This is a genomic window from Vibrio sp. SS-MA-C1-2 (genome assembly GCF_021513135.1).
GTDB lineage: Bacteria > Pseudomonadota > Gammaproteobacteria > Enterobacterales > Vibrionaceae.
On the sequence record NZ_CP090981.1, the window covers coordinates 237,990 to 258,487 of the forward strand.

Sequence of the window (20,498 nt, forward strand, 5' to 3'; positions counted from 1 at the left end):
AGATATCTTGGGACAATTCCCCTTTAGTTCAGTTGGTAGAACGGCGGACTGTTAATCCGTATGTCGCTGGTTCAAGTCCAGCAAGGGGAGCCAAATAGTGTTGCTAAGTTAATGCTTAGTAATCAGAGATATGTGCCGACTTAGCTCAGTAGGTAGAGCAACTGACTTGTAATCAGTAGGTCACCAGTTCGACTCCGGTAGTCGGCACCATTCTTTAGCAAACGTTGTGGAACTGCTATTTATAGCGATAAAACAACATTGCGAAAAGTTAGATTTAATTATCTACTTTTTGCCTCGATAGCTCAGTCGGTAGAGCAGGGGATTGAAAATCCCCGTGTCGGTGGTTCGATTCCGCCTCGAGGCACCATATAATTCCCCTTTAGTTCAGTTGGTAGAACGGCGGACTGTTAATCCGTATGTCGCTGGTTCAAGTCCAGCAAGGGGAGCCAATTAAGAAAGCCAATCTTCGGATTGGCTTTTTTTTGCTTAAATTTTACGACGACACACAAAACAATAAATCTCCCCTTCCCGACTCGTTGCTCTTCTCTGCTTTGACTCTCTTCTTTCGCTATTCGAAAAGTTAGCTATTGCCAAAAATAGATGATTAATAAGGCAAGTACGATAACTAAAATTCTCAACGGTGTGATCTTCGATGACTTTTTACTGCTACAGCCACCACTTTTACAACACCCCATAATTTCACCCCACTGTTTTTATATGCTACAAGAATAATACCGTTAACCTTATAATTTCAACTCATTTAATAACTATTAACTCTATTCGCAACTATAATTCGGTTATCATATGCCCAAAGTAATTGGAGTTGCTAGTAGGCGACAAGTGAATGAGACCCCATGAGTATAGGTGTACTATATGATTAGATGATTAGGGCGAACGAATGCAGCCAACAACCTAGCGACTTCAAGGGTAAGGGTATATATGATTGGGGCGAATGAACGCCGTCAACAACCTAGCCGCTTCAAGTAAGAAAGGTATAGTGAATTAAATAAAAATCATTGATACCTTCACACCTCACTTTTTATATGGAAGGAACTATTTTGTCTAAACCTTTAACAATAGAATCAAGACACTGGATAATTATTGCCGCATTAGCCATTGCCGCTTATGCCTGTTATCAGCTAATCGCACCTTATTTAGGTTCCATTATTTTGGCCTTCATCATATCGATTCTTTTCCAACCCATTCATGATGTGATCAATACGAAACTGATTAACAAGCCAAACATTGCCTCGGTTATCTCTTGTATCCTACTCACTTTTATTATTGTCATTCCGATGATGTTTGTATTTTCTGCCATTGTGCAACAAGGTATCTCATTCTCAAAAGATAGTTACCTCTGGGCAAAAGCCGGTGGTGTCAAAGAGATCCTTGCTCACCCATATGTTCACTCAACTTTGACCTTCATTAATAATAAACTTCCTTTTGAATCGATCAATAATCAAGAAATAGTGCAAAGAGTCGCAGAGTTTGCTTCTCAGCTAGGTGCAAAAATGTTGAACTTAAGTGGTCGCCTACTTGGAGACGTGACGGGAATTATTGCTAACTTTGGTTTAATGTTATTTGTTCTTTTCTTCTTATTAAGAGATCACAACAAAATTGTTCATGCTATGCGCCACGTTCTTCCTCTTTCTCGTTCACAAGAAGATATCATCTTAACGGAAATTGAGAGTGTCGCTAAATCAGCTGTTCTCGGATCTTTTTTAACCGCATTAGCGCAAGGGTTTGCTGGAGGTATCGCAATGGGGATTACCGGCTTCCCTGCTCTATTCTGGGGAACAATGATGGGTTTTGCTTCATTTATTCCATTGGTAGGGACAGCATTGATTTGGCTGCCTGCAGCAATCTATTTGTTATTAACCGGTCAAATGATGATGGCTGGCTTTATGGTCATTTGGGGCATTGCGGTTGTTGGTTCAATTGATAACTTACTCCGCCCTCTTCTAATGCAAGGTAGCTCTTCAATGAGTACGTTGTTAATCTTTTTCTCATTATTGGGAGGGATTCAACTTTACGGTTTACTGGGCTTAATTTATGGTCCAATTATTTTCGCCGTGACCTTAGTTCTATTTAGACTCTATGAAACGGAGTTTCATGACTTCTTAGTCTCGCAGGATAAATCTTAATCCACTCTGATTTTTACTCCTTAGTACTTAAAATAGTTGGAGTTGCTAGTAGGCGGCAAGTAAATTAGGCCCCATGAGTATAGCTGTTCTATATGATGGGGCGAATGAACGTAGCCAACAACCTAGCAACTTCAAGTATGGCAAGGATAGAAGTAACTGCTGACATCATGGTTTATATATGGTAAAAATCCCCCTTCAAACATCCCGATAATGTAGAAAATAATGACAACCTATTCCCCTGCAAGCCAAATTGTTGAGCGTCAAATTGAGTATTTTAATGATAAAAAAGTTCTTATCGCTGGTGAAATAGGTGATGACTTTGCTCTTGAACTCGATAAGCACTGCCACTCTGTCACACTGTTTACAACTAACTATAAGCAATATAAAGAGATCAGCAGTTCCTCAACAATTCACTGCTATTTTGGTGCCCAACTCGAAGAAGCATTAGATATCGACGTTATTCTTCTCTACTGGCCTAAAGCAAAAGCTGAAGCTGACTACTTACTGCAAATGCTATTAAGTAAGTTAAAGTTAGGCGTTGAAGTTTGCATTGTTGGTGAAAATCGTAGCGGTGTAAAAAGTGCAGAAAAGATATTTGCCCCGTATGGCCCACTCACTAAGTATGACTCAGCACGTCGTTGTAGCTTCTATTGGGGTCTATCAGAGCAAAAACCTGAACCATTCAATCTTGATCAGTGGTTTAAAGAGTATCAAATTACCATTGCTGGCGAAACATTAACTATCTGTACTCTGCCGGGTGTATTTAGTCACGGTAGCTTAGATTTAGGGACAGAACTATTACTCGATACAGTACCGAAATTAAGCGGTAAAGTTCTCGATTTTGGTTGTGGAGCAGGCGTGATTGGTTCCGCGCTAAAACGTCAAAATCCGGGTATTGAATTAGAAATGGTAGACATTAGTGCGCTCGCTATTCAGTCAGCGAAAAAAACACTACAGGAAAATGGCTTAGAGGGAAAAGTTTACCCTTCGGATGTCTACTCAGATACAGATAAAAACTACCGCTTTATTATCAGCAATCCGCCGTTCCATGCCGGCTTAAAAACCTTTTATCGTGCAACTGAAACCTTAATTCAGAGCGCGCCTCAAAAGTTAACTCGAAGTGGTGAAATGATCATTGTGGCAAATAACTTTCTCCAATACCCACCTATTTTTGAATCGGCATTTGGTCACTGTAATGAGCAAGCTAAGACCAATAAATTCCGAATTTTAGCCAGCAAAAATGCTAGGTGATGCAGACGTAATTAACAATTATTAAATTTTCACGCCAAATTCTGGCGTGAAAGTAGTAAAAATTAAGAATTCCACCTAACATCTGCTACAATCGATATCCAAATTTTTTTATCTTATAAATCGATAAACTATTTAATATAGAACTCACGTCAAGTAAAAGAGGTTTTAATGAATTCCGCTCTTCTTTATCAGCAACGCCTTGAACTGCTACCTTGTATTGCTCATCGCCCAGAAGATCTTGAAACACTCTTAGACGCTAACTCGTTTCGTGAACGATTACATAAAGAGATAAATAGTGCTAAAACGCGTATTTATCTGGTCGCACTTTATCTACAAGATGATGAAGCTGGTCGCGCGATTCTTGATTCACTGTACCACGCTAAACAGAAAAATCCTGAACTTGATGTAAAAGTACTTGTTGATTGGCACCGTGCGCAACGTGGTTTAATCGGAGATAAAAAGTCAGATGGTAATGCTGGGCTTTATCGTGAATATGCAGAAAGATTTCAGCATCAAATTGAGATTTTAGGCGTTCCTGTTAAAAATAAAGAAGTGTTCGGTGTTTTGCACCTGAAAGGTTTTATTATTGATGGCACTGTTATCTACAGTGGCGCGAGTCTTAATGATGTCTATTTAGCACAAAAAGATCGTTATCGTTATGACCGCTATCATGTCATTAAAAATCCTAAGCTTGCTGACTCTATGGCAAACTTTATTACTGATCTTTTAGTCAACAGCAATGCGGTTAATTGCTTAACTCAAGCAGATCGACCGTTAACTAAAGATTTAAAACCCGCGATTAAAGAGTTAAGTGCGACTCTATCTCGTGCTCACTATGATTTTATGGCTGACGATATCGCAGAAGACCAAGTCGGTTTAACCCCTATGGTTGGACTCGGTAAGCGCGGCAATACATTAAATAATAATATTCAATATTTAATTGCCGGTGCGCAGAAAGAAATAATCATTTGTACTCCTTATTTTAACTTGCCAAAAAGTATCAATAAAGAGGTGAAACACGCGCTAAAACGTGGTGTGAAAATTGACTTTATTATTGGTGACAAAGAGGCAAATGATTTCTTTATCTCACCAGACAAGCCATTTAAAACGATTGCAGGTCTTCCTTATCTTTATGAGGTCTATCTACGCCGCTTCGCTAAAGCTAATGAAAAAGCCATTCAAAGTAGCCAGTTAAATATCCACTTATGGAAACATGATGCTAATAGCTTCCACCTTAAAGGTGTGTGGGTTGATCGCAGTTATATGCTTATTACGGGTAATAACTTAAACCCTAGAGCTTGGAAACTCGATCTTGAAAATGCTATTTTACTGCATGATAAAAACCATCTATTAGAAAAGCAAAAGCTAGAGGAGATTGATTGTATTATGACGCATACTACTCGCCTCAATAGCTATAAAAAAATTGCCGATATTAACACCTACCCAGAGCCGGTTCAGAAGCTCTTGAAGCGAATTCATCGCTTTAGAGCGGATGCATTATTGAAGCAGATAATGTAGTCACAAACTGTAGAAAAGGAGTTTTTATCATGCAACATTCTAAACTTATCGCTTCAATTGATGTGGATCCACAAAAAACCTTCACACCATTATGCCCAAATGAGTTGCCTGTCCCTGAAGGTGACTTAATTGGTGCAGCTCTCAACGCTCAAGCTGATCTCGCGCAACTACGCGTGCTAAGTAAAGACTCTCATCCTAAAGAGGCAATATGGCGAGTAGATAGCCCTGTAGAGATGCTACAGCCTCTTGACCATAAGAATGCTGACCTAACTTGGGTTTCACATGGCGTTCCCGGTACTGTCGGTTTTGAGACTATCGCAGATATTCCAGCTGTGACTGAATACGATTACGTGGTGTGGAAGGGTATTGAAGCCGACCTTCATCCTTATGGTGCTTGTTATCATGATATTGAAGAGAAATTAAGTACTGGGTTAATTGAATGGTTACAGATTCGAAAAGTTGAGATTGTTCTGGTTGGTGGTTTAGCGACTGATTATTGCGTCAAAACAACCGCCCTACAATTACAGCGATCCGCTAAGTTTAATCAAGTAATTGTGAATTTAGAAGCCAGCCGTGGTTTAGCACCAGAAACTGTAGAAGCTGCGATTCACGAGATGAAACAAGCAGGTATTATCATTGTTAAACAGACCGCTGAGATTAAAGCATTGATTAATCAGAGTTAATATTTAAGTAAGTAAGCTTAAAAAATCAAAATGTCACTCTAACGCTAAATTTAGAGACAAAAAAAGCGCTGATAAATCAGCGCTTTTTTTATTTGAATAGATTCGAGTCGACCTATGAGCCGGGTTCTGTTCCGCTTGCGCGGTGATAGCCATTCCTCTAGGCCAGCAATCACTCACTGGCTCAAGCAACCTACCCGTTCCCAACGCGGGCCGCGCCATTAGGAACCTATTTGGTCTTGCTCCGGGTGGAGTTTACCATGCCACGAACTATTACTAGCCGCGCGGTGCGCTCTTACCGCACCCTTTCACCCTTACCTGTTCTCACCAAAGTGAGTCATCGGCGGTTTGCTCTCTGCTGCACTGGTCGTAGGCTCACGCCTCCCAGACGTTATCTGGCACCCTGCCCTATGGAGCCCGGACTTTCCTCCCCTCTGTCAATATCCCCGAAAGGATCACAACAAAGCAGCGACTATCCAGTCAACTCGAAGCAGGGATTCTATAACAAGCAGAAGAGAGAATCCAATGATTTGTCCGCGATCAAACAGAAATAAAACTAACTGTTGAATAACTCAGCAATTAAAGATTCTCCAATCCCCACTTATAAAGGGCATTCTTTTTCTCACCATAGATTTCAGCCGTTAATGCCGCTGCTTTTTTCAATGGTAACTCTTTAACTAAAATCTTGAGTGTATTCATCGCATCTACCGATAAACCTTGTTCGGCTTGTTCACGATACCCTGCAACCATCAATACCATCTCTCCACGTTGACGATTATCATCTTCCTCTAACCACGGAATTAGCTCGCCAAGTGGTGCTTTATGAAAAGTTTCAAAGGTTTTTGTTAACTCCCGCGCTAAGCAAACTTCACGTTCTTCACCTAACACTGACAACATATCTGCTAATGAGTCCATAATACGATGTGGTGACTCATAAAAGATTAATGTTCTCGGATCTGCTTCTAATGCAGCAAACACATCTCGACGCCCTTTACTTTTTCCCGGCAAGAAACCTTCAAAGCTAAAACGATCAGAGGGAAGCCCAGACGCACTTAATGCCGTAATAACAGCACAAGGACCGGGAAGAGGAACAACTCGAATTCCGGCATCACGACAACGGTTAACTAAGTGATAACCAGGATCACTAATTAATGGAGTTCCAGCATCAGATATTAGTGCAATAGAGGCACCTTCTTTCAGTTTTGAGACAACCATGTCAGATTTATGCTGTTCATTATGATCATGTAGCGCAAATGTACGTGTTTTTATGCCAAAATGAGAAAGTAATCGACCACTATGACGAGTGTCCTCTGCTGCAATAAGGTCAACATGGGCTAAAATAGTTAAAGCCCTCTGGGTAATATCGGATAAATTACCTATTGGCGTTGGGACAATGTACAATGTTGCGGTATCGACTACGCCAGAACTAGTATCGCTCATTTGTTTAAGGTCTCTCTAGAGGTTAAATAGAGTGCAAATTATTAAGGTAAGCCAAAGCATATGCTCCAATCCCTTTTAAATTGCCTTCATAAGAAAGGTAAAAGTGTAACACGAGTTGCCACTTCTGTAGCTATCGCTCTTAGTATAGCTGCATGTAGTTCAACAACATCACCCACTGCAGATATTTCTGCGCCGATTAATCAGTCTGCAGACGTTTATCTCATGCAGGCACAAGGCGCAACAGGAACTGAAAAAATTAATTGGCAGATTCTTGCCGCTCGAGCCTATATTGCTCAAGGTGATCTCGCTCAAGCTGAACAAGCATTAAAACAGATCCAACTGCAGCCATTAACACCCGCTCAAAGTATTGAGTGGCAAATGGCAAGCGCACAGATCTCATTAGCTAAAAGTGATCCTCAACATGCACTCTTCTTATTAAACTTGAAAAGTGATGGCTCACTACAACCAAACCAATATGTTCGCTTCTATCAACTTCAAGCGACAGCTTTTAAGCTAAATAATCAACCGAACAGGCAGATCCAAGCATTAACAGATAGCGATCTATATCTGCCTGACACTGAAAAACAACAAAATTGGCAAAATGTTTGGGATCTTCTCTCTACACGCTCTCTCAACGAACTCCAAACCTTTCCTTTTAGTGCCAATGATGATGTTCTTCGCGGTTGGGTACAGTTAGCCATTCTTGAAAAAACGTATAATACTCGTCCCGCTCGCTTGAAAAAAGCGGTCGATGAGTGGCTTCAAGCTTCTCCTTATCACCCAGCTAATCAGCACTTACCAACACAACTCGCAAGCTTAATGGCGTTGGATCTTGCTCGTCCAACCCACATTGCACTTTTGCTTCCTTTATCGGGTAAATTAGAGAAACAAGGAACCATTCTTCGTGATGGTTACTTAGCTGCGATGATTGATGATAGCCAGCGTGATGATGAGGTTGAATTAGAAATTTATGACTCAGCGGCGATGGATATTCCAACCCTCTATCAAAAGCTACAGAGTGATGGTACAGATATTATTATCGGTCCACTTCTGAAGTCTAAAGTTTCTCAGTTACTTGAAATTAATGATAATCAACTGCCTATTTTAGCGCTGAATAAACCAAACCAGCTGCCTGCTAATACCAGTAATAGCTGTTTTTATTCGCTTTCACCAGAACAAGAAGCAAAGCAAGCGGCTAACTATATTTTCACTTCAGGTAATCAATACCCTCTGATCTTTGCACCGAGTAGTGGCTTTGGTCGACGCACAGCCACCGCCTTTATTGCAGAATGGAAACAGTTAACCGGTCATGAACCAACTATTCAATACTTTGCGAGTAAATCAACCTTACAGACAGAGGTAAATAAAGCACTCGGCTTAACCGATAGTGAAGCACGTATTGAACAGATGAAAAAGTTGATGGATATCGAGTTAAAAAGTGAAACCCGTAACCGTCGTGATACCGACTCTGTGTATATGATAGCGACAACTTCAGAGCTAACACTTTTAAAACCATTTATTGATGTTGCAATTAGCCCTGACGCTACCAAGCCTAAACTTTATAGTAGCTCGCGTGGTTATAGTAATAATCTATCACCAGAGCAGATTAAAGAACTTTCAGGTGTCAGCTTTACTGAGATTCCATTAGTCGTTAAATCGGTGACAGATATGACACCATTGCGTGATGCCAGTATCGCCTTAGCAAGGCTACGTGCAATGGGGATGGATACTTACCTACTGACTAATCATCTTAGTCAAATGAAAATTTCACCCGATTTAACATTACCGGGTGAGACGGGGAAGCTCACCCTCAATGATCAGTGTGTCGTTCAGCGTCAAATGAGTTGGGTTCAATATACTGGAGAAACGATTGCTCCGATGGCACAGCCGTAAGCTCGGTCAACACTATGAACAACAAGCCCTTGAATACTTACAGTCTCAAGGGCTGATTTTTATTGAGCGAAATTTTCATAGCCGATTTGGCGAAATAGATCTTATTTGTCAGCACCATAACACGTTAGTCTTTATTGAAGTTAAATACCGCAAATCAAATCGCTATGGTTCTGCCCTTGAATCAGTGACTCCGACAAAACTTAAAAAACTCTATAAAACCGCCCTCTATTGGCTGCAGAAAAATCGCTATTCTGCAACAAATAGCAGCTTACGTTTCGATCTTGTTGCTATTGAAGGAAATCCATCTAAAATAACATGGTTACAAAACATTATGATAGAAGGGTAAGTCCATGCTAGATAGCATTAAAGCAACATTTACAGAGAGTATTCAAACTCAAATATCTGCAGCCGAAGCACTGCCTGATGTTTTATCCAAAGCGACTCACGTTCTGGTCGCCAGCTTACTAAATGGTAATAAAATTATCTGTTGTGGTAACGGTGGTTCTGCTGCTAATGCTCAACAATTTGTTTCTTGCCTTCTTAATCGTTTTGAAACTGAACGACCAAGCCTACCAGCAATGGCACTCACCGCCGATACCGTAACCTTAACTGCCGTTGCTAATGACTATAATTACGACGAGATTTTTGCCAAACAGGTGAGAGCATTAGGCCACCCTGGCGATATTCTTCTTGCTATCTCAACTAGCGGTAATAGCCGTGATGTATTAAAAGCGATGGAAGCGGCAGTAACTCGTGATATGAAAATTATCGCGCTGACGGGTATGGATGGTGGTGAGATGGCAGGGTTACTCGGGGAGCAAGATGTTGAAATTCGCGTTCCATCACACCGTGTATCTCGTATTCAAGAGAGCCATATGCTTATTGTTCATTGCCTCAGTGATCTTATCGATCAAATTATCTTCCCAACCCACGATGGAGAGTAACGAGTGAAGAAACTCATTGCGATTGTCCTTTTAGCCTCCACATTACAAGGGTGTGTTGGTGTATTAGTTGCAGGCGCAGCAACCTCAACTGCAGTTATTGCGACGGATCCCCGTTCAACGAAACGCCAAACACAAGATCAACAAATTGAATTCAACATTACTGGTCTTACGGCAAAGGCTCCGTATCAAAATAAAGCAAGGGTAACCAGTGTCAGCTATAACGGCACCGTCTACCTCTTTGGTCAAACGGTACACCAAAACTTAAGTCAGCAGGTGGAACGTCAGGTTAGAGGGATGGATCATGTGAACATTGTCCATAATCAGATCCGGAATACCAAGCCAGTGTCGATTGCTCAAATCAGTCAAGACTCATGGATCACCACCAAGATTAAAAGTAAATTCTTAGCGAATGAAGAGCTAAAGAGTATCAAAATAAAAGTAGTCACAGAAGATCAAGAGGTTTTCTTGATTGGTGATATTACTGCTCCTCAGTCAAAAATAGCGATTGAAATTACCCGTAATGTTGATGGAGTAAAACAGGTGATTAATGCCTTTACGATTATTCAATAATTAGCAAAATCGTCTTATGAAAAGAAACTAAAAACAAAAAACGCAGCTCTTTAGGCTGCGTTTTTTATTTTTAATATCGATAACCATTAAGGCTAGCAATACTTATTGACGGCTACTTAACGACTCGAAGTGAAGGACGTCCTTTAGGAGGTGAAGGTGGTGGTGGTGGTGTATCGTCACCATCCTCATCACTATCATCAAGTTCTGTCGCTTCAACAACATGAACACTACTTACTGGAGCTTCAGATTGAGGCTCCTCATAGTTGACATCAATCTCTTCATAGCCTGGTTCTGGTTCAAACATCGTCCCAGCACCATTCTCTCGTGCATAGAGAGCCATAACGGCATACATTGGCACCATTACATTCTGCGGACGACCGCTAAAGCGAGCGTTGAATTGAACTGCATCATCAGAGATAAGCAAATTACCTACCGCTCTTGGTGCAATATTCAATACAATTTGACCATCGCTAACAAATTCCATCGGAACTTGAACACCCGGAAGTGTCGCATCAGCAACAAGGTGTGGTGTTAAGTCGTTATCGACAATCCAATCATAAAAAGCTCGCACTAAATATGGTCGGCGCGGAGTCATTTTATCAATATCCATTACTGTCCAGCTAATCTCATTTCGCGTTCAGCTTCAGTTAGTGAAGCTAAGAATGAGTCACGTTCAAATACGCGAGCCATATACGCTTTCACTTCTTTAGCACCAGCACCAACTAGCTCAACGCCGTAGTCAGGTAGACGCCATAGTAGTGGAGCCAAATAACAGTCAACCAAGCTAAACTCATCACTCATAAAGTAAGTGAACTCAGCAAAGATTGGAGCAAGTGCAAGCAGTTCTTCACGTAGACGTTTACGCGCTTGTTCTGCTTCAGTTGCATTGCCTTTCTTAATTTTTTCAGCCAGTGAGTACCAGTTGTTTTCGATGCGATACATCATTAAACGACTATTACCGCGAGCAACAGGGTACACAGGCATCAATGGTGGATGAGGGAAACGCTCATCAAGGTATTCCATGATGATACGAGACTCATAAAGTGCAAGCTCACGATCTACTAATGTAGGAACTGATTTATACGGATTAAGTGCAATTAAATCTGCAGGTAGATTATTAGGATCGACGATCTCGATCTCAACACTAACCCCTTTCTCCGCTAGAACGATACGAACCTGATGACTATAGATATCAGAAGCATCTGAAAACATAGTCATTACAGAGCGTTTGTTGGCAGCTACAGCCATTAACCCCTCCAAATTTCTCTCAAAAATACCGAATAGATGGTCAACAAAAAATAATGGAGACAATAAAGTCTCCATTATGCGACCCTAACCTATAAGATTAACCGATCAATGGACATCACGCCAATATTCTTTCTTAAGTAATACCGTTAAGATGAAAAATATTGCTAAAAATCCTAAAACCCACCAACCCATTGCGTTACGTTCAAGCTGAGAAGGATCGCCAGAGTACTCTAAGAAGTTAACGATATCGCGAACCGATTGATCGTACTCTTCTTGGTTAAGTTCACCACGACCATCCGTTGTGATCTTAGTTACCTCTGTTTCAACACCATCAACCATCACTTTGTCATGAGTTAAGGTTGGAACACCTTGTAACTCTTCAAGTGCATGTGGCATCCCTACATTTGGGAACAAGGTGTTGTTAACACCAAATGGACGACTTGGATCTGAGTAGAAAGAGCGTAAATAAGTGTATAACCAATCAGCGCCACGAACTCGTGCAACTAATGTTAAGTCAGGTGGTAATGTACCAAACCACTTCGCAGCCATCTCATCTGGAATCGCATTTTCCATCAGATCACCAATTTTCGCATTTTGATCAAAAATTAGATTTTCTTTCATCAATTTAGGTGAAATATCTAAATCATCGGCAATACGTCCATAACGCTGATATTGCGTTGAGTGACAAGCAAAACAGTAGTTCATAAACAGTTTTGCACCACGTTGCAACGACGCTTTATCAGTTAAATCATTATTAGCTTGGTCAAGATGTACATGACTACCACCAGCAGCAAACACAAGTGTCGGCAGTAGAGCGAACAACATTACAATTATTTTTTTCATTTGAATGTAACCCTCTCTGGAAGTGGTTTTGTTGCTTCATTCTTACTGTACATAAACAGCAATACGAAGAACATAAAGTACGCAATACTAAAGATACGAGATAGTAAGGTGTACTCTGGTGTCGCAGGTAACGCACCTAAAATACCTAACGCGATAAATGCCACAACAAACTGAGCAATGTTTGCTAGATGGATTTTGCTACGGTAACGGAAAGAGCGCACTTTACAACGATCAAGCCAAGGAAGAAGGAACAGAACGACAATCGCAGCCCCCATCGCAGCAACACCTAATAACTTATCAGGTACCGCACGTAAGATGGCGTAGAATGGCGTAAAGTACCAAACTGGCGCGATATGGTCAGGCGTCTTCAGTGGGTTAGCGGCTTCAAAGTTCGGTCCTTCTAGGAAGTATCCCCCCATTTCTGGGTTAAAGAACAGAACATAACTAAATAGAATTAAGAAGCCTGCAACACCGATCATATCCTTCACAGTAAAGTAAGGATGGAATGCAATGGCATCTTTCGGCCAACCGTTCTCATCTTTAACTTTCTTAATATCAATACCATCAGGGTTATTTGAGCCAACTTCATGTAACGCTAAAATATGAAGGGCAACAAGCATAACAAGAACAAGAGGTAGTGCGATAACATGAAGTGCAAAGAATCGGTTTAATGTCGCACCAGAGACAACATAGTCGCCGCGGATCCAAAGGGTTAAATCATCACCAATAACGGGAATAGCACCAAAGAGTGAAATGATAACCTGAGCACCCCAATAAGACATCTGTCCCCAAGGAAGTAGGTAACCCATAAAGGCTTCTGCCATCAGAATCACGAAGATCAACATACCAAATAACCAAAGTAGCTCACGAGGTTTCTGGTATGAGCCGTAGATCAAACCACGGAACATGTGTAAATAGACAACAAAAAAGAATGCAGATGCGCCAGTGGAGTGCATATAACGCAACAGCCAGCCATACTCAACATCTCGCATGATATATTCTATAGAGGCAAATGCACCTTCCGCAGAAGGGTTATAGTTCATCGTTAGCCAGATACCCGTAATGATCTGATTAACTAATACCAACATCGCTAATGAACCAAAGAAGTACCAGAAGTTTAGGTTCTTTGGTGCTGGGTATTTCGCCATGTGGTCATTGTACATTGCGGTTAACGGAAACCTGTCGTTAACCCATCCTAGTAACTTGCTCATTATGCCGCTCCCTCGTCAACACCAATAATTACATTACTCTCATCAAGGTAACTATGTGGTGGCACAACTAAGTTCAGTGGTGCTGGTACTCCTTGGAATACTCGACCTGCCATATCAAATTTAGAACCATGACACGGACAGAAAAACCCTGAGTTAACACCGGTTACTTGTTGGCTAAACGTATCTGGCAAATAAGTTGGAGAACAACCTAGGTGGGTACAAATACCAACAGCAATAAATGTTTCAGGCTTTATCGAACGATAGATATTTTGTGCATAATCAGGTTGTTGAGGTTCTTGTGATTCAGGATCTCGCAACTGATTTTCTAGTTCTTTTAATTGATCAAGGACAACTTGAGTACGACGAACGACCCAAACAGGTTTGCCACGCCATTCAACGCGAATCAACTGCCCTTCTTCTAATTTACTAATATTAACTTCAACGGGTGCCCCTGCGGCTTTTGCCTTGGCACTTGGATTCCAAGATTTTACAAAAGGAACCGCAACCGCCACTGCCCCTATACCACCAACAACCGAAGTTGTTGCGGTTAGAAAACGACGACGACCGTTATTTACTGGCGTACTGCTCATCCAACTCTCTCCCATGTGCTCCTGCGTGGATAAATATCATTCCTTTGCATTTAACGAGCTTACGGCTAACTTATGATAATGAAAACAACACTAAATCCAGTTACGTAAGTGTTGTTTTTCTGAATGAATGATAAATAAAATGCTACTTTTTGACAAGGTAAAGCTACCTTTTTGCAACAAATCCGTGCTATTAATCATTCATTTACAGAATCTAATCGTCAATATCGTAATATTCCGCAGAGTTTGAAGGGATAACTCACAAATCAAGAAAGGAAAAATAGAAATAGGTAGGGAGAGAATAGTGAAAAACCACCCCACTCCTAGTCAATAATCATTGAACTAAGAGGAGGTGATTTTGTACAAGCAAAACACTAATTGGTTTGGATTGTATACTCTTTCTGAAATAAAAGTCGCTTATTTGGACGATCACTTGAACCTCTGCTCACCACTTCATAAACAGAAATAGTACGCGTTAATGGTTGAGTATACTGTTGTTGACCAATCAACCGTGTTTTTTCATCAGAGCCTCTATGGATAGTTTCATAAAGAGATACCGTCTGCTCTATTGAGCCCTCTTTAACAGAAAAACCTGTAGAAACAAATTGCTGCGGTCGATCATTACTCATACCGACTGAACGAGTATAATACCCATCTTCAGTGGCTGTCTTAGTCACTAATTTGCCATTGCTAGCCGTTACAGAGAACACATCCGTTGAACTGCTATCAAGTTTCACCCATTGGTTTCCAAGTTCAATATTCTTTGCACTTAAAATTTCATCCCATGAGGAATCACTTGTTAGACGATCTGAAGCATTAACAGATAACGAAGCAACAGTAATCAATAAACCAGTAATAATTTTCTTTAACATCATCAGAGCCTTAAAATATAAATAGTCAGTTTTCTATATCACCACTTTAATAAATCCTCATTAAAGTCATCATACAACCCACTATGTGATTTCGGTTGGCATCTATTCCTTGGATAGCCTGATGACTTGAGTATAAGTCAATAATTAACAATTATCACAATTTTAATTCACCTTTATCACAAAAATAAAACAAAACTTCTTTGGTAAATCAATTAGATATAAAATAAATGAATATGAGAGAGGCGGTATAAACAAAGCTAATGGTATGAAGATCTATATTTAAAATTAAGACAAGAATGAAGATTCTGAACAAAAAGAAGGTATATCGCAGATATAAAAAAAGTCTGACATAAATGCCAGACTTTTTTGATGCCACAGAACCAGTAAAAAATACTGGTGCGTAATATTAACGCTTAGAGAACTGTGGACGACGACGTGCTTTACGTAGACCAACTTTCTTACGTTCAACGCGACGTGCGTCACGTGTAACGTAGCCAGCTGCGCGTAGAGCAGGACGTAGAGTTTCATCATATTCCATCAATGCACGAGTGATGCCGTGACGGATAGCGCCAGCTTGACCAGAGATACCACCACCAGAAACAGTGATGTATAGGTCTAGCTTTTCAGTCATTTCTACTAACTCAAGTGGTTGACGAACAACCATACGAGCAGTTTCACGACCAAAATACTCTTCTAGAGTACGCTTGTTGATAACGATGTTGCCGCTTCCCGGTTTGATAAACACACGAGCAGCAGAGCTTTTGCGACGACCAGTGCCGTAGTATTGATTTTCAGCCATTGCCATGATTCCCCGATTAGATGTCTAGTACTTGCGGTTGTTGAGCGGTATGCTTGTGCTCAGTGCCAGCATATACTTTCAGCTTACGGTACATAGCACGACCTAGAGGGCCTTTTGGTAGCATGCCTTTAACAGCTAGCTCAATAACCATCTCTGGCTTACGATCAATCAGCTTTTCAAAAGAGATTGATTTTAGACCACCAGGAAATTCCGAGTGACGGTAGTACATTTTGTTCGCCGCTTTGTTACCTGTTACAGTAACTTTTTCAGCGTTGATAACAACAATGTAATCACCTGTGTCAACGTGCGGAGTGTATTCTGGCTTGTGCTTACCACGTAGGCGTGAAGCAATCTCAGTCGCGATACGACCTAGAGTTTTGCCTTCAGCATCTACGATATACCAGTCGCGTTTTACGCTTGCTGGTTTAGCAACGAATGTTTTCATGCTAATAATTACCCGATAATTCAAAAAAAAGTTCACTTTAAAGGAGCATTAAATGCCCCCACTGTTTAAGGTCCATTCAACACCCCTTCGAGTGGTGGTACCCTCGGCATATTGCCTTCACAGTAACGGTGGGTCGCGAGATTATAGGGAAGAGTGAAGAAAAAATCACCTTTTTTTAGTAATTTTTTTCATAAACCGTCAAAAATTCTCTTTTATCATCATTAAGCCAAATGTTCTGACTGCAGATAAGCTTCACTCGACATCTCATAAAGCCTTGATTTACAACGATCAAACTCAAAGCTCAAGCCACCTTGTTGATAAATATCATTTAATTTAACTTCAGCAGAAATAATCAAATTTACACGACGCTCATAAAATTCGTCAACTAAAGCAATGAATCGTCGAGCAGCACTATCATTTTCACTTCCCATCATCTTTACATTAGCTAAAAATACCGAATGATAACGCGAGGCGATTTCAATGTAATCCAAGGCACTTCTATCTGACTCACAAAGGGCTGAGAAATCAAAAAATGCAACCCTATCGCTCTCTTTTTCAATTCTAATCTGTCGATTATTAATCTTTATCTCACTAATTGGATTAACAGGAGCGATAATAATCTGAGTAAAATAATCATCCAATTGATTCGCAACATGGTCAGTTAATGGCGAAAAATAGCTCTGTTGATACTTTTCTACCTCTAGACGATGATCAACCCCACTATTCACTGACAGTACATCACAATAATGATTAATCGCGGCGATAGCAGGAAGGAAACGAGCTCGTTGTAATCCATTACGGTATAAATTGTCCGGTTCAATATTTGAAGTAGCCACCAGAATGACACCGCGAGAAAAAAGTGCTTGAAGTAAAGTACCTAGAAGCATCGCATCGGTAATATCTGAAACAAAAAATTCATCAAAACAGAGCACATCATATTGTTTAGCAAATTCATCTGCCACTGACTCTAAGGGATCAATACTCCCTTGCCGTTGGTTAAGTTCTTGATGAATCATCAACATAAACCGATGAAAGTGGATTCTTAGCTTTCTCTCCGTCGGCAGTGAGTGAAAGAAAATATCAACAATATAAGTCTTACCTTGACCGACGCCACCATATAAATAGAGCCCCTTTACTATTTTGTCAGTTTGTTTTTTTGATAAAAATAAGCTATTTAATAAGTGTGGAATGAATTTTTTATTCTCGGCTTTTGGCTCAAAATTAATAATGTTTTGATACAGTTTATCGAGTGCTTTTACGGCATTTTCTTGCGCTGCGTCATAATAAAAATCATCACGTAAAAGATCTTGTTGATATTGTTGCAAGGGAGTCATTAAGTGAATATCCTTTTCATTCTTAATCGCGAGAATTGTGAATTAAATCTAGTGGATAGTATTAAGATTTTCTATCTCCATGTATAGTGGCAAAACAATTCAATCATAAAAAAATGCAATCTTTACTTAAATTAAGGAGAAACATATGGATTTGGTTAATGGTCTTATCTTTTTTGTTGTCGGTGCATTACTCGGCTTCCTCATTGCTCGTCTTACCAACAAAAACGCAGCTCAACATAAAGAGCTAAAGAAAGAGCTTGATAAATCACAATATGAACTTGAACAGTATCGCCAAGAGTTAGTTGATCACTTCTCTCACAGTGCAGAATTAATGGATAACATCGCAAAGAATTACAGTAAACTATATAAGCATATGGCTAAAACGTCTGAAGATTTAATGCCAAACCTACCGGCTCAAGATAATCCATTTATCGACCGTATCCCTCCAATTCCAGAAAGCCAGCAAAAGTCCGTTGATGTGACACCTGAAGAACAGAAAAAAACAGATGAAGCTCCTAGGGATTATGCAGCAGGTGCAACCGGTCTATTAAAAGATGAACCCGCTGAAGTTATTGACATTAATAGCGTTGCAAAAATAAACACTGAAAAAGAACAGCAAGAAGCTGAGACGGTTCAAGCACCCAGCGATGAAATAAAAAATAATATCCCAAAAGAGGCAAAATCTAGCTAATCGCCCATGTGTGCTTATCTAGTAACCCCTCTAATCTTAATCATGCCACAATTTCAGTTTATGGCTGAGACTGTGGCATAAGCTGTTTAGCCTCAAATTTTTCTCTCTTCCAACATACCTCAACCCATCAACTCACCCAGAAAGCCCGTCAAAATTTGCTTTCTTCTCTTCTTTTTATTTCAATGTTATCCTTTAACAACATATTAAAAACATTAACCTTAAATAGAGCAAATATACAATGTGGAAATATATCATTAAGACATTGATCGTCGGCCTTATTGCTGCCGCTATATTGTTATTTGCTTTTCCTTCTCTTCGCTACTCAGCTTCAAAAGTGACCCATACCGTAGAGCCTATTTTACATCGTGATTCAGATAAACCTCTTTATCTCTCACTCAATTATGGTGTACGCCGTGCCGCACCAGCTGTCGTTAATATCTACAGTCGTCGCTATAGCAGCAGTAACAGTTTAAAGCTAACGACTGAAGGCCTAGGTTCAGGTGTTATCATGAATAGTAATGGTTATATTCTGACGAACTACCATGTTATAGCTCAAGCTGATCAAATCATCGTGGCATTACAAGATGGACGAGTATCAACAGCACAATTAATTGGTAAAGATAAAATCACTGATTTAGCCGTACTCAAAATTCAGATGGATAATCTCCCAGTCATTCCACTTAATAATGATTACCAAGCGAATATTGGCGATATTGTGCTAGCCATCGGTAACCCCTACAACCTGGGACAAACAACGACCTTTGGTATCATCTCGGCAACAGGGCGTAATGGCTTGAGTTTTGGCCAGCAAGACTTTTTACAAACAGATGCTGCGATAAATAAAGGGAATTCAGGGGGAGCGTTAGTCAATACTCAAGGTGAGTTAGTGGGCATTAATACCGCGTCTTTCCAACAGACTAATAATACTGAAACCTACGGTATCTCTTTTGCCATTCCATTCAAACTAGCCAACAAGATAATGAAACTGCTTATCGCTGATGGTCGAGTGATCCGTGGTTATATTGGAATTACAGGGCGTGATATTAATCCTGTTATGGCTCGAGTTTTTGATATTCAAGAAGTACAAGGTGTCATTGTTTCTCGTGTAGATCCCAATGGTCCAGCAGAAAAAGCAGGCATAAAGCCTCAAGATATTTTGATAAAAATAAATGGTAAAACGATATCTGGGATGCATGATGGAATGGATAAGGTAACAGAACTTCGCCCAGGAACAACCGCAAAGTTATCTCTTATACGTGATGGTAAAATGATGGAAATTAATGTTCCGATTCAAGAAGATCCAAGACGTTAGATTAAGAAATATTAAATAAAAAAAACCAGATTAAATGTGCTTCATTGAAAAATAGAGAAGCAGACTTATTCTGGCTTTTTAATATGAGTCGCCTTATATGGCGCTCATTTTTCAATCATTATTACGATTATTCTGGTTGCTCATCTTCTGATGCGTCAGCTTCTTCATCGGCTTCTTCACCATCATCGAAGTAAGTACCCCAACCATCATATTCAATATCAAGCTTTTCAGCTAAGTCAATTAACTGCTCAACTTGTTTATCAATCAACTCAATAGAAAGTGGGCTCTCCATAGTTGCATCAAAACAAAGTACTTTGCTGCCATCTTCCAATTCAACTTCTTCTGCTTCAAAAACTTCAAAGCCAAGTTTAAATGCTTCAACCGCTGCATCTTCTAACACAGAGAAATCAAGAGCAGATAAGTGATGTTCAATCGGATAAAGCGCATCTGGCTCGCTTCCATCTTCAAGTAACGCTTCTACAATTTCACGCGTTTCTTGTTTCTGCAATTCACGTAGTTCGTCATAAGTGATGAATTCATCATCTGCAAAATGTTCTGACATTGTCTTCTCCAGTGTGAGATATCAAGCATAAAAGTAAACTGGCGAGCAATATCGCATGGATTGAGCAATATTGCTACTGATGAAAAGTAGTTTAGCTCGATTTGCTTGCTATTCAACCGAGTTCAACAAGATAAGATAATCGAAAAAGAACATG

Annotated in this window: 21 protein-coding genes, 4 tRNA genes and 1 other RNA gene; 14 read left to right on the top strand and 12 right to left on the bottom strand. The window is 40.2% G+C overall.

The genetic code is table 11. The features are described 5' to 3' along the window. The first annotated feature begins 17 nt into the window (after positions 1-17). The 8 genes from L0B53_RS05675 (at position 18) to L0B53_RS05710 (ending at position 5,596) form a co-directional block, all read left to right on the top strand. Positions 18-93 (top strand) — tRNA-Asn (locus L0B53_RS05675). Positions 94-134: 41 nt separating this feature from the next. Next, positions 135-210: transfer RNA gene (locus L0B53_RS05680), tRNA-Thr, on the top strand. 81 nt (positions 211-291) lie between these two features. Continuing rightward, positions 292-367 (top strand) — tRNA-Phe (locus tag L0B53_RS05685). 6 nt (positions 368-373) lie between these two features. Continuing rightward, a tRNA-Asn gene (locus L0B53_RS05690) sits at positions 374-449 on the top strand. A gap of 609 nt (positions 450-1,058) precedes the next feature. Next, entirely contained in the window at positions 1,059-2,144 is a 1,086-nt protein-coding gene (locus L0B53_RS05695) for an AI-2E family transporter (protein WP_235061171.1), read from the top strand. Between the two features lie 222 nt (positions 2,145-2,366). Then, a complete protein-coding gene (gene rsmC, locus L0B53_RS05700; protein ID WP_235061172.1) occupies positions 2,367-3,395 on the top strand; it encodes a 16S rRNA (guanine(1207)-N(2))-methyltransferase RsmC in 1,029 nt (342 codons plus the stop codon). Between the two features lie 168 nt (positions 3,396-3,563). Further along, positions 3,564-4,913, top strand: a complete 1,350-nt coding sequence (gene pssA / locus L0B53_RS05705; RefSeq protein WP_235061173.1) for a CDP-diacylglycerol--serine O-phosphatidyltransferase — start codon at positions 3,564-3,566, stop codon at positions 4,911-4,913. Between the two features lie 29 nt (positions 4,914-4,942). Next, on the top strand, positions 4,943-5,596 hold the full coding sequence (locus L0B53_RS05710; protein ID WP_235061174.1) for an isochorismatase family protein: 654 nt from the start codon (positions 4,943-4,945) through the stop codon (positions 5,594-5,596). A 99-nt stretch (positions 5,597-5,695) separates the two neighbouring features. On the opposite strand, the gene rnpB is transcribed toward L0B53_RS05710, so the two are convergent. Continuing rightward, an RNA gene (gene rnpB, locus L0B53_RS05715) (RNase P RNA component class A) lies at positions 5,696-6,081 on the bottom strand. A 91-nt stretch (positions 6,082-6,172) separates the two neighbouring features. Next, positions 6,173-7,033, bottom strand: a complete 861-nt coding sequence (gene rsmI / locus L0B53_RS05720; RefSeq protein WP_235061175.1) for a 16S rRNA (cytidine(1402)-2'-O)-methyltransferase — start codon at positions 7,031-7,033, stop codon at positions 6,173-6,175. 60 nt (positions 7,034-7,093) lie between these two features. On the opposite strand from rsmI, the gene L0B53_RS05725 reads away from it, so the two are divergent. Genes L0B53_RS05725 through L0B53_RS05740 form a run of 4 tightly spaced genes read left to right on the top strand, consistent with a single transcriptional unit; the run spans position 7,094 to position 10,440 of the window. Continuing rightward, positions 7,094-8,926 (top strand): penicillin-binding protein activator, encoded by a 1,833-nt coding sequence (locus tag L0B53_RS05725; protein ID WP_235061176.1) that lies wholly within the window; start codon positions 7,094-7,096, stop codon positions 8,924-8,926. Then, the gene (locus tag L0B53_RS05730; protein WP_235061177.1) at positions 8,904-9,272 is read left to right on the top strand and encodes a YraN family protein; all 369 of its coding nucleotides are present in this window, start codon (positions 8,904-8,906) and stop codon (positions 9,270-9,272) included. Before L0B53_RS05725 ends, L0B53_RS05730 begins: the two co-directional genes overlap by 23 nt. Positions 9,273-9,276: 4 nt before the next feature. Next, positions 9,277-9,870 carry a phosphoheptose isomerase gene (locus L0B53_RS05735; RefSeq protein ID WP_235061178.1) on the top strand — a complete coding sequence of 198 codons (594 nt, stop codon included), beginning with the start codon at positions 9,277-9,279 and terminating at the stop codon, positions 9,868-9,870. A gap of 3 nt (positions 9,871-9,873) precedes the next feature. After that, positions 9,874-10,440, top strand: coding sequence for a BON domain-containing protein (locus tag L0B53_RS05740; protein ID WP_235061179.1), 567 nt, complete (start codon positions 9,874-9,876; stop codon positions 10,438-10,440). A gap of 112 nt (positions 10,441-10,552) precedes the next feature. On the opposite strand, the gene sspB is transcribed toward L0B53_RS05740, so the two are convergent. The 9 genes from sspB to zapE form a co-directional block, all read right to left on the bottom strand. Then, positions 10,553-11,050 (bottom strand): ClpXP protease specificity-enhancing factor, encoded by a 498-nt coding sequence (gene sspB / locus L0B53_RS05745; RefSeq protein ID WP_235061180.1) that lies wholly within the window; start codon positions 11,048-11,050, stop codon positions 10,553-10,555. Then, positions 11,050-11,688, bottom strand: a complete 639-nt coding sequence (sspA, locus tag L0B53_RS05750) for a stringent starvation protein SspA (RefSeq protein WP_235062184.1) — start codon at positions 11,686-11,688, stop codon at positions 11,050-11,052. The genes sspB and sspA overlap by 1 nt, the downstream gene beginning before the upstream one ends. A 105-nt stretch (positions 11,689-11,793) precedes the next feature. After that, positions 11,794-12,531 carry a cytochrome c1 gene (locus L0B53_RS05755; protein ID WP_235061181.1) on the bottom strand — a complete coding sequence of 246 codons (738 nt, stop codon included), beginning with the start codon at positions 12,529-12,531 and terminating at the stop codon, positions 11,794-11,796. After that, on the bottom strand, positions 12,528-13,742 hold the full coding sequence (locus L0B53_RS05760) for a cytochrome bc complex cytochrome b subunit (RefSeq protein ID WP_235061182.1): 1,215 nt from the start codon (positions 13,740-13,742) through the stop codon (positions 12,528-12,530). The genes L0B53_RS05755 and L0B53_RS05760 overlap by 4 nt, the downstream gene beginning before the upstream one ends. Beyond that, positions 13,742-14,332 carry a ubiquinol-cytochrome c reductase iron-sulfur subunit gene (gene petA, locus L0B53_RS05765; RefSeq protein ID WP_235061183.1) on the bottom strand — a complete coding sequence of 197 codons (591 nt, stop codon included), beginning with the start codon at positions 14,330-14,332 and terminating at the stop codon, positions 13,742-13,744. Before petA ends, L0B53_RS05760 begins: the two co-directional genes overlap by 1 nt. A 371-nt stretch (positions 14,333-14,703) precedes the next feature. Further along, entirely contained in the window at positions 14,704-15,201 is a 498-nt protein-coding gene (locus L0B53_RS05770) for a hypothetical protein (RefSeq protein WP_235061184.1), read from the bottom strand. A 406-nt stretch (positions 15,202-15,607) separates the two neighbouring features. Continuing rightward, on the bottom strand, positions 15,608-16,000 hold the full coding sequence (rpsI, locus tag L0B53_RS05775) for a 30S ribosomal protein S9 (protein WP_235061185.1): 393 nt from the start codon (positions 15,998-16,000) through the stop codon (positions 15,608-15,610). Positions 16,001-16,016: 16 nt separating this feature from the next. Then, positions 16,017-16,445 (bottom strand): 50S ribosomal protein L13, encoded by a 429-nt coding sequence (gene rplM / locus L0B53_RS05780; protein ID WP_235061186.1) that lies wholly within the window; start codon positions 16,443-16,445, stop codon positions 16,017-16,019. A gap of 221 nt (positions 16,446-16,666) precedes the next feature. Next, the gene (gene zapE / locus L0B53_RS05785) at positions 16,667-17,779 is read right to left on the bottom strand and encodes a cell division protein ZapE (protein ID WP_235061187.1); all 1,113 of its coding nucleotides are present in this window, start codon (positions 17,777-17,779) and stop codon (positions 16,667-16,669) included. Between the two features lie 145 nt (positions 17,780-17,924). Here zapE and zapG point away from each other — a divergent pair, with 145 nt between their 5' ends. Further along, positions 17,925-18,470, top strand: coding sequence for a Z-ring associated protein ZapG (gene zapG / locus L0B53_RS05790; protein WP_235061188.1), 546 nt, complete (start codon positions 17,925-17,927; stop codon positions 18,468-18,470). A gap of 238 nt (positions 18,471-18,708) precedes the next feature. Next, positions 18,709-19,782 carry an outer membrane-stress sensor serine endopeptidase DegS gene (degS, locus tag L0B53_RS05795; RefSeq protein WP_235061189.1) on the top strand — a complete coding sequence of 358 codons (1,074 nt, stop codon included), beginning with the start codon at positions 18,709-18,711 and terminating at the stop codon, positions 19,780-19,782. Positions 19,783-19,909: 127 nt separating this feature from the next. Here degS and rraB read toward each other — a convergent pair whose 3' ends face one another. Then, positions 19,910-20,344 (bottom strand): ribonuclease E inhibitor RraB, encoded by a 435-nt coding sequence (rraB, locus tag L0B53_RS05800; RefSeq protein WP_235061190.1) that lies wholly within the window; start codon positions 20,342-20,344, stop codon positions 19,910-19,912. Positions 20,345-20,498 lie beyond the last annotated feature (154 nt).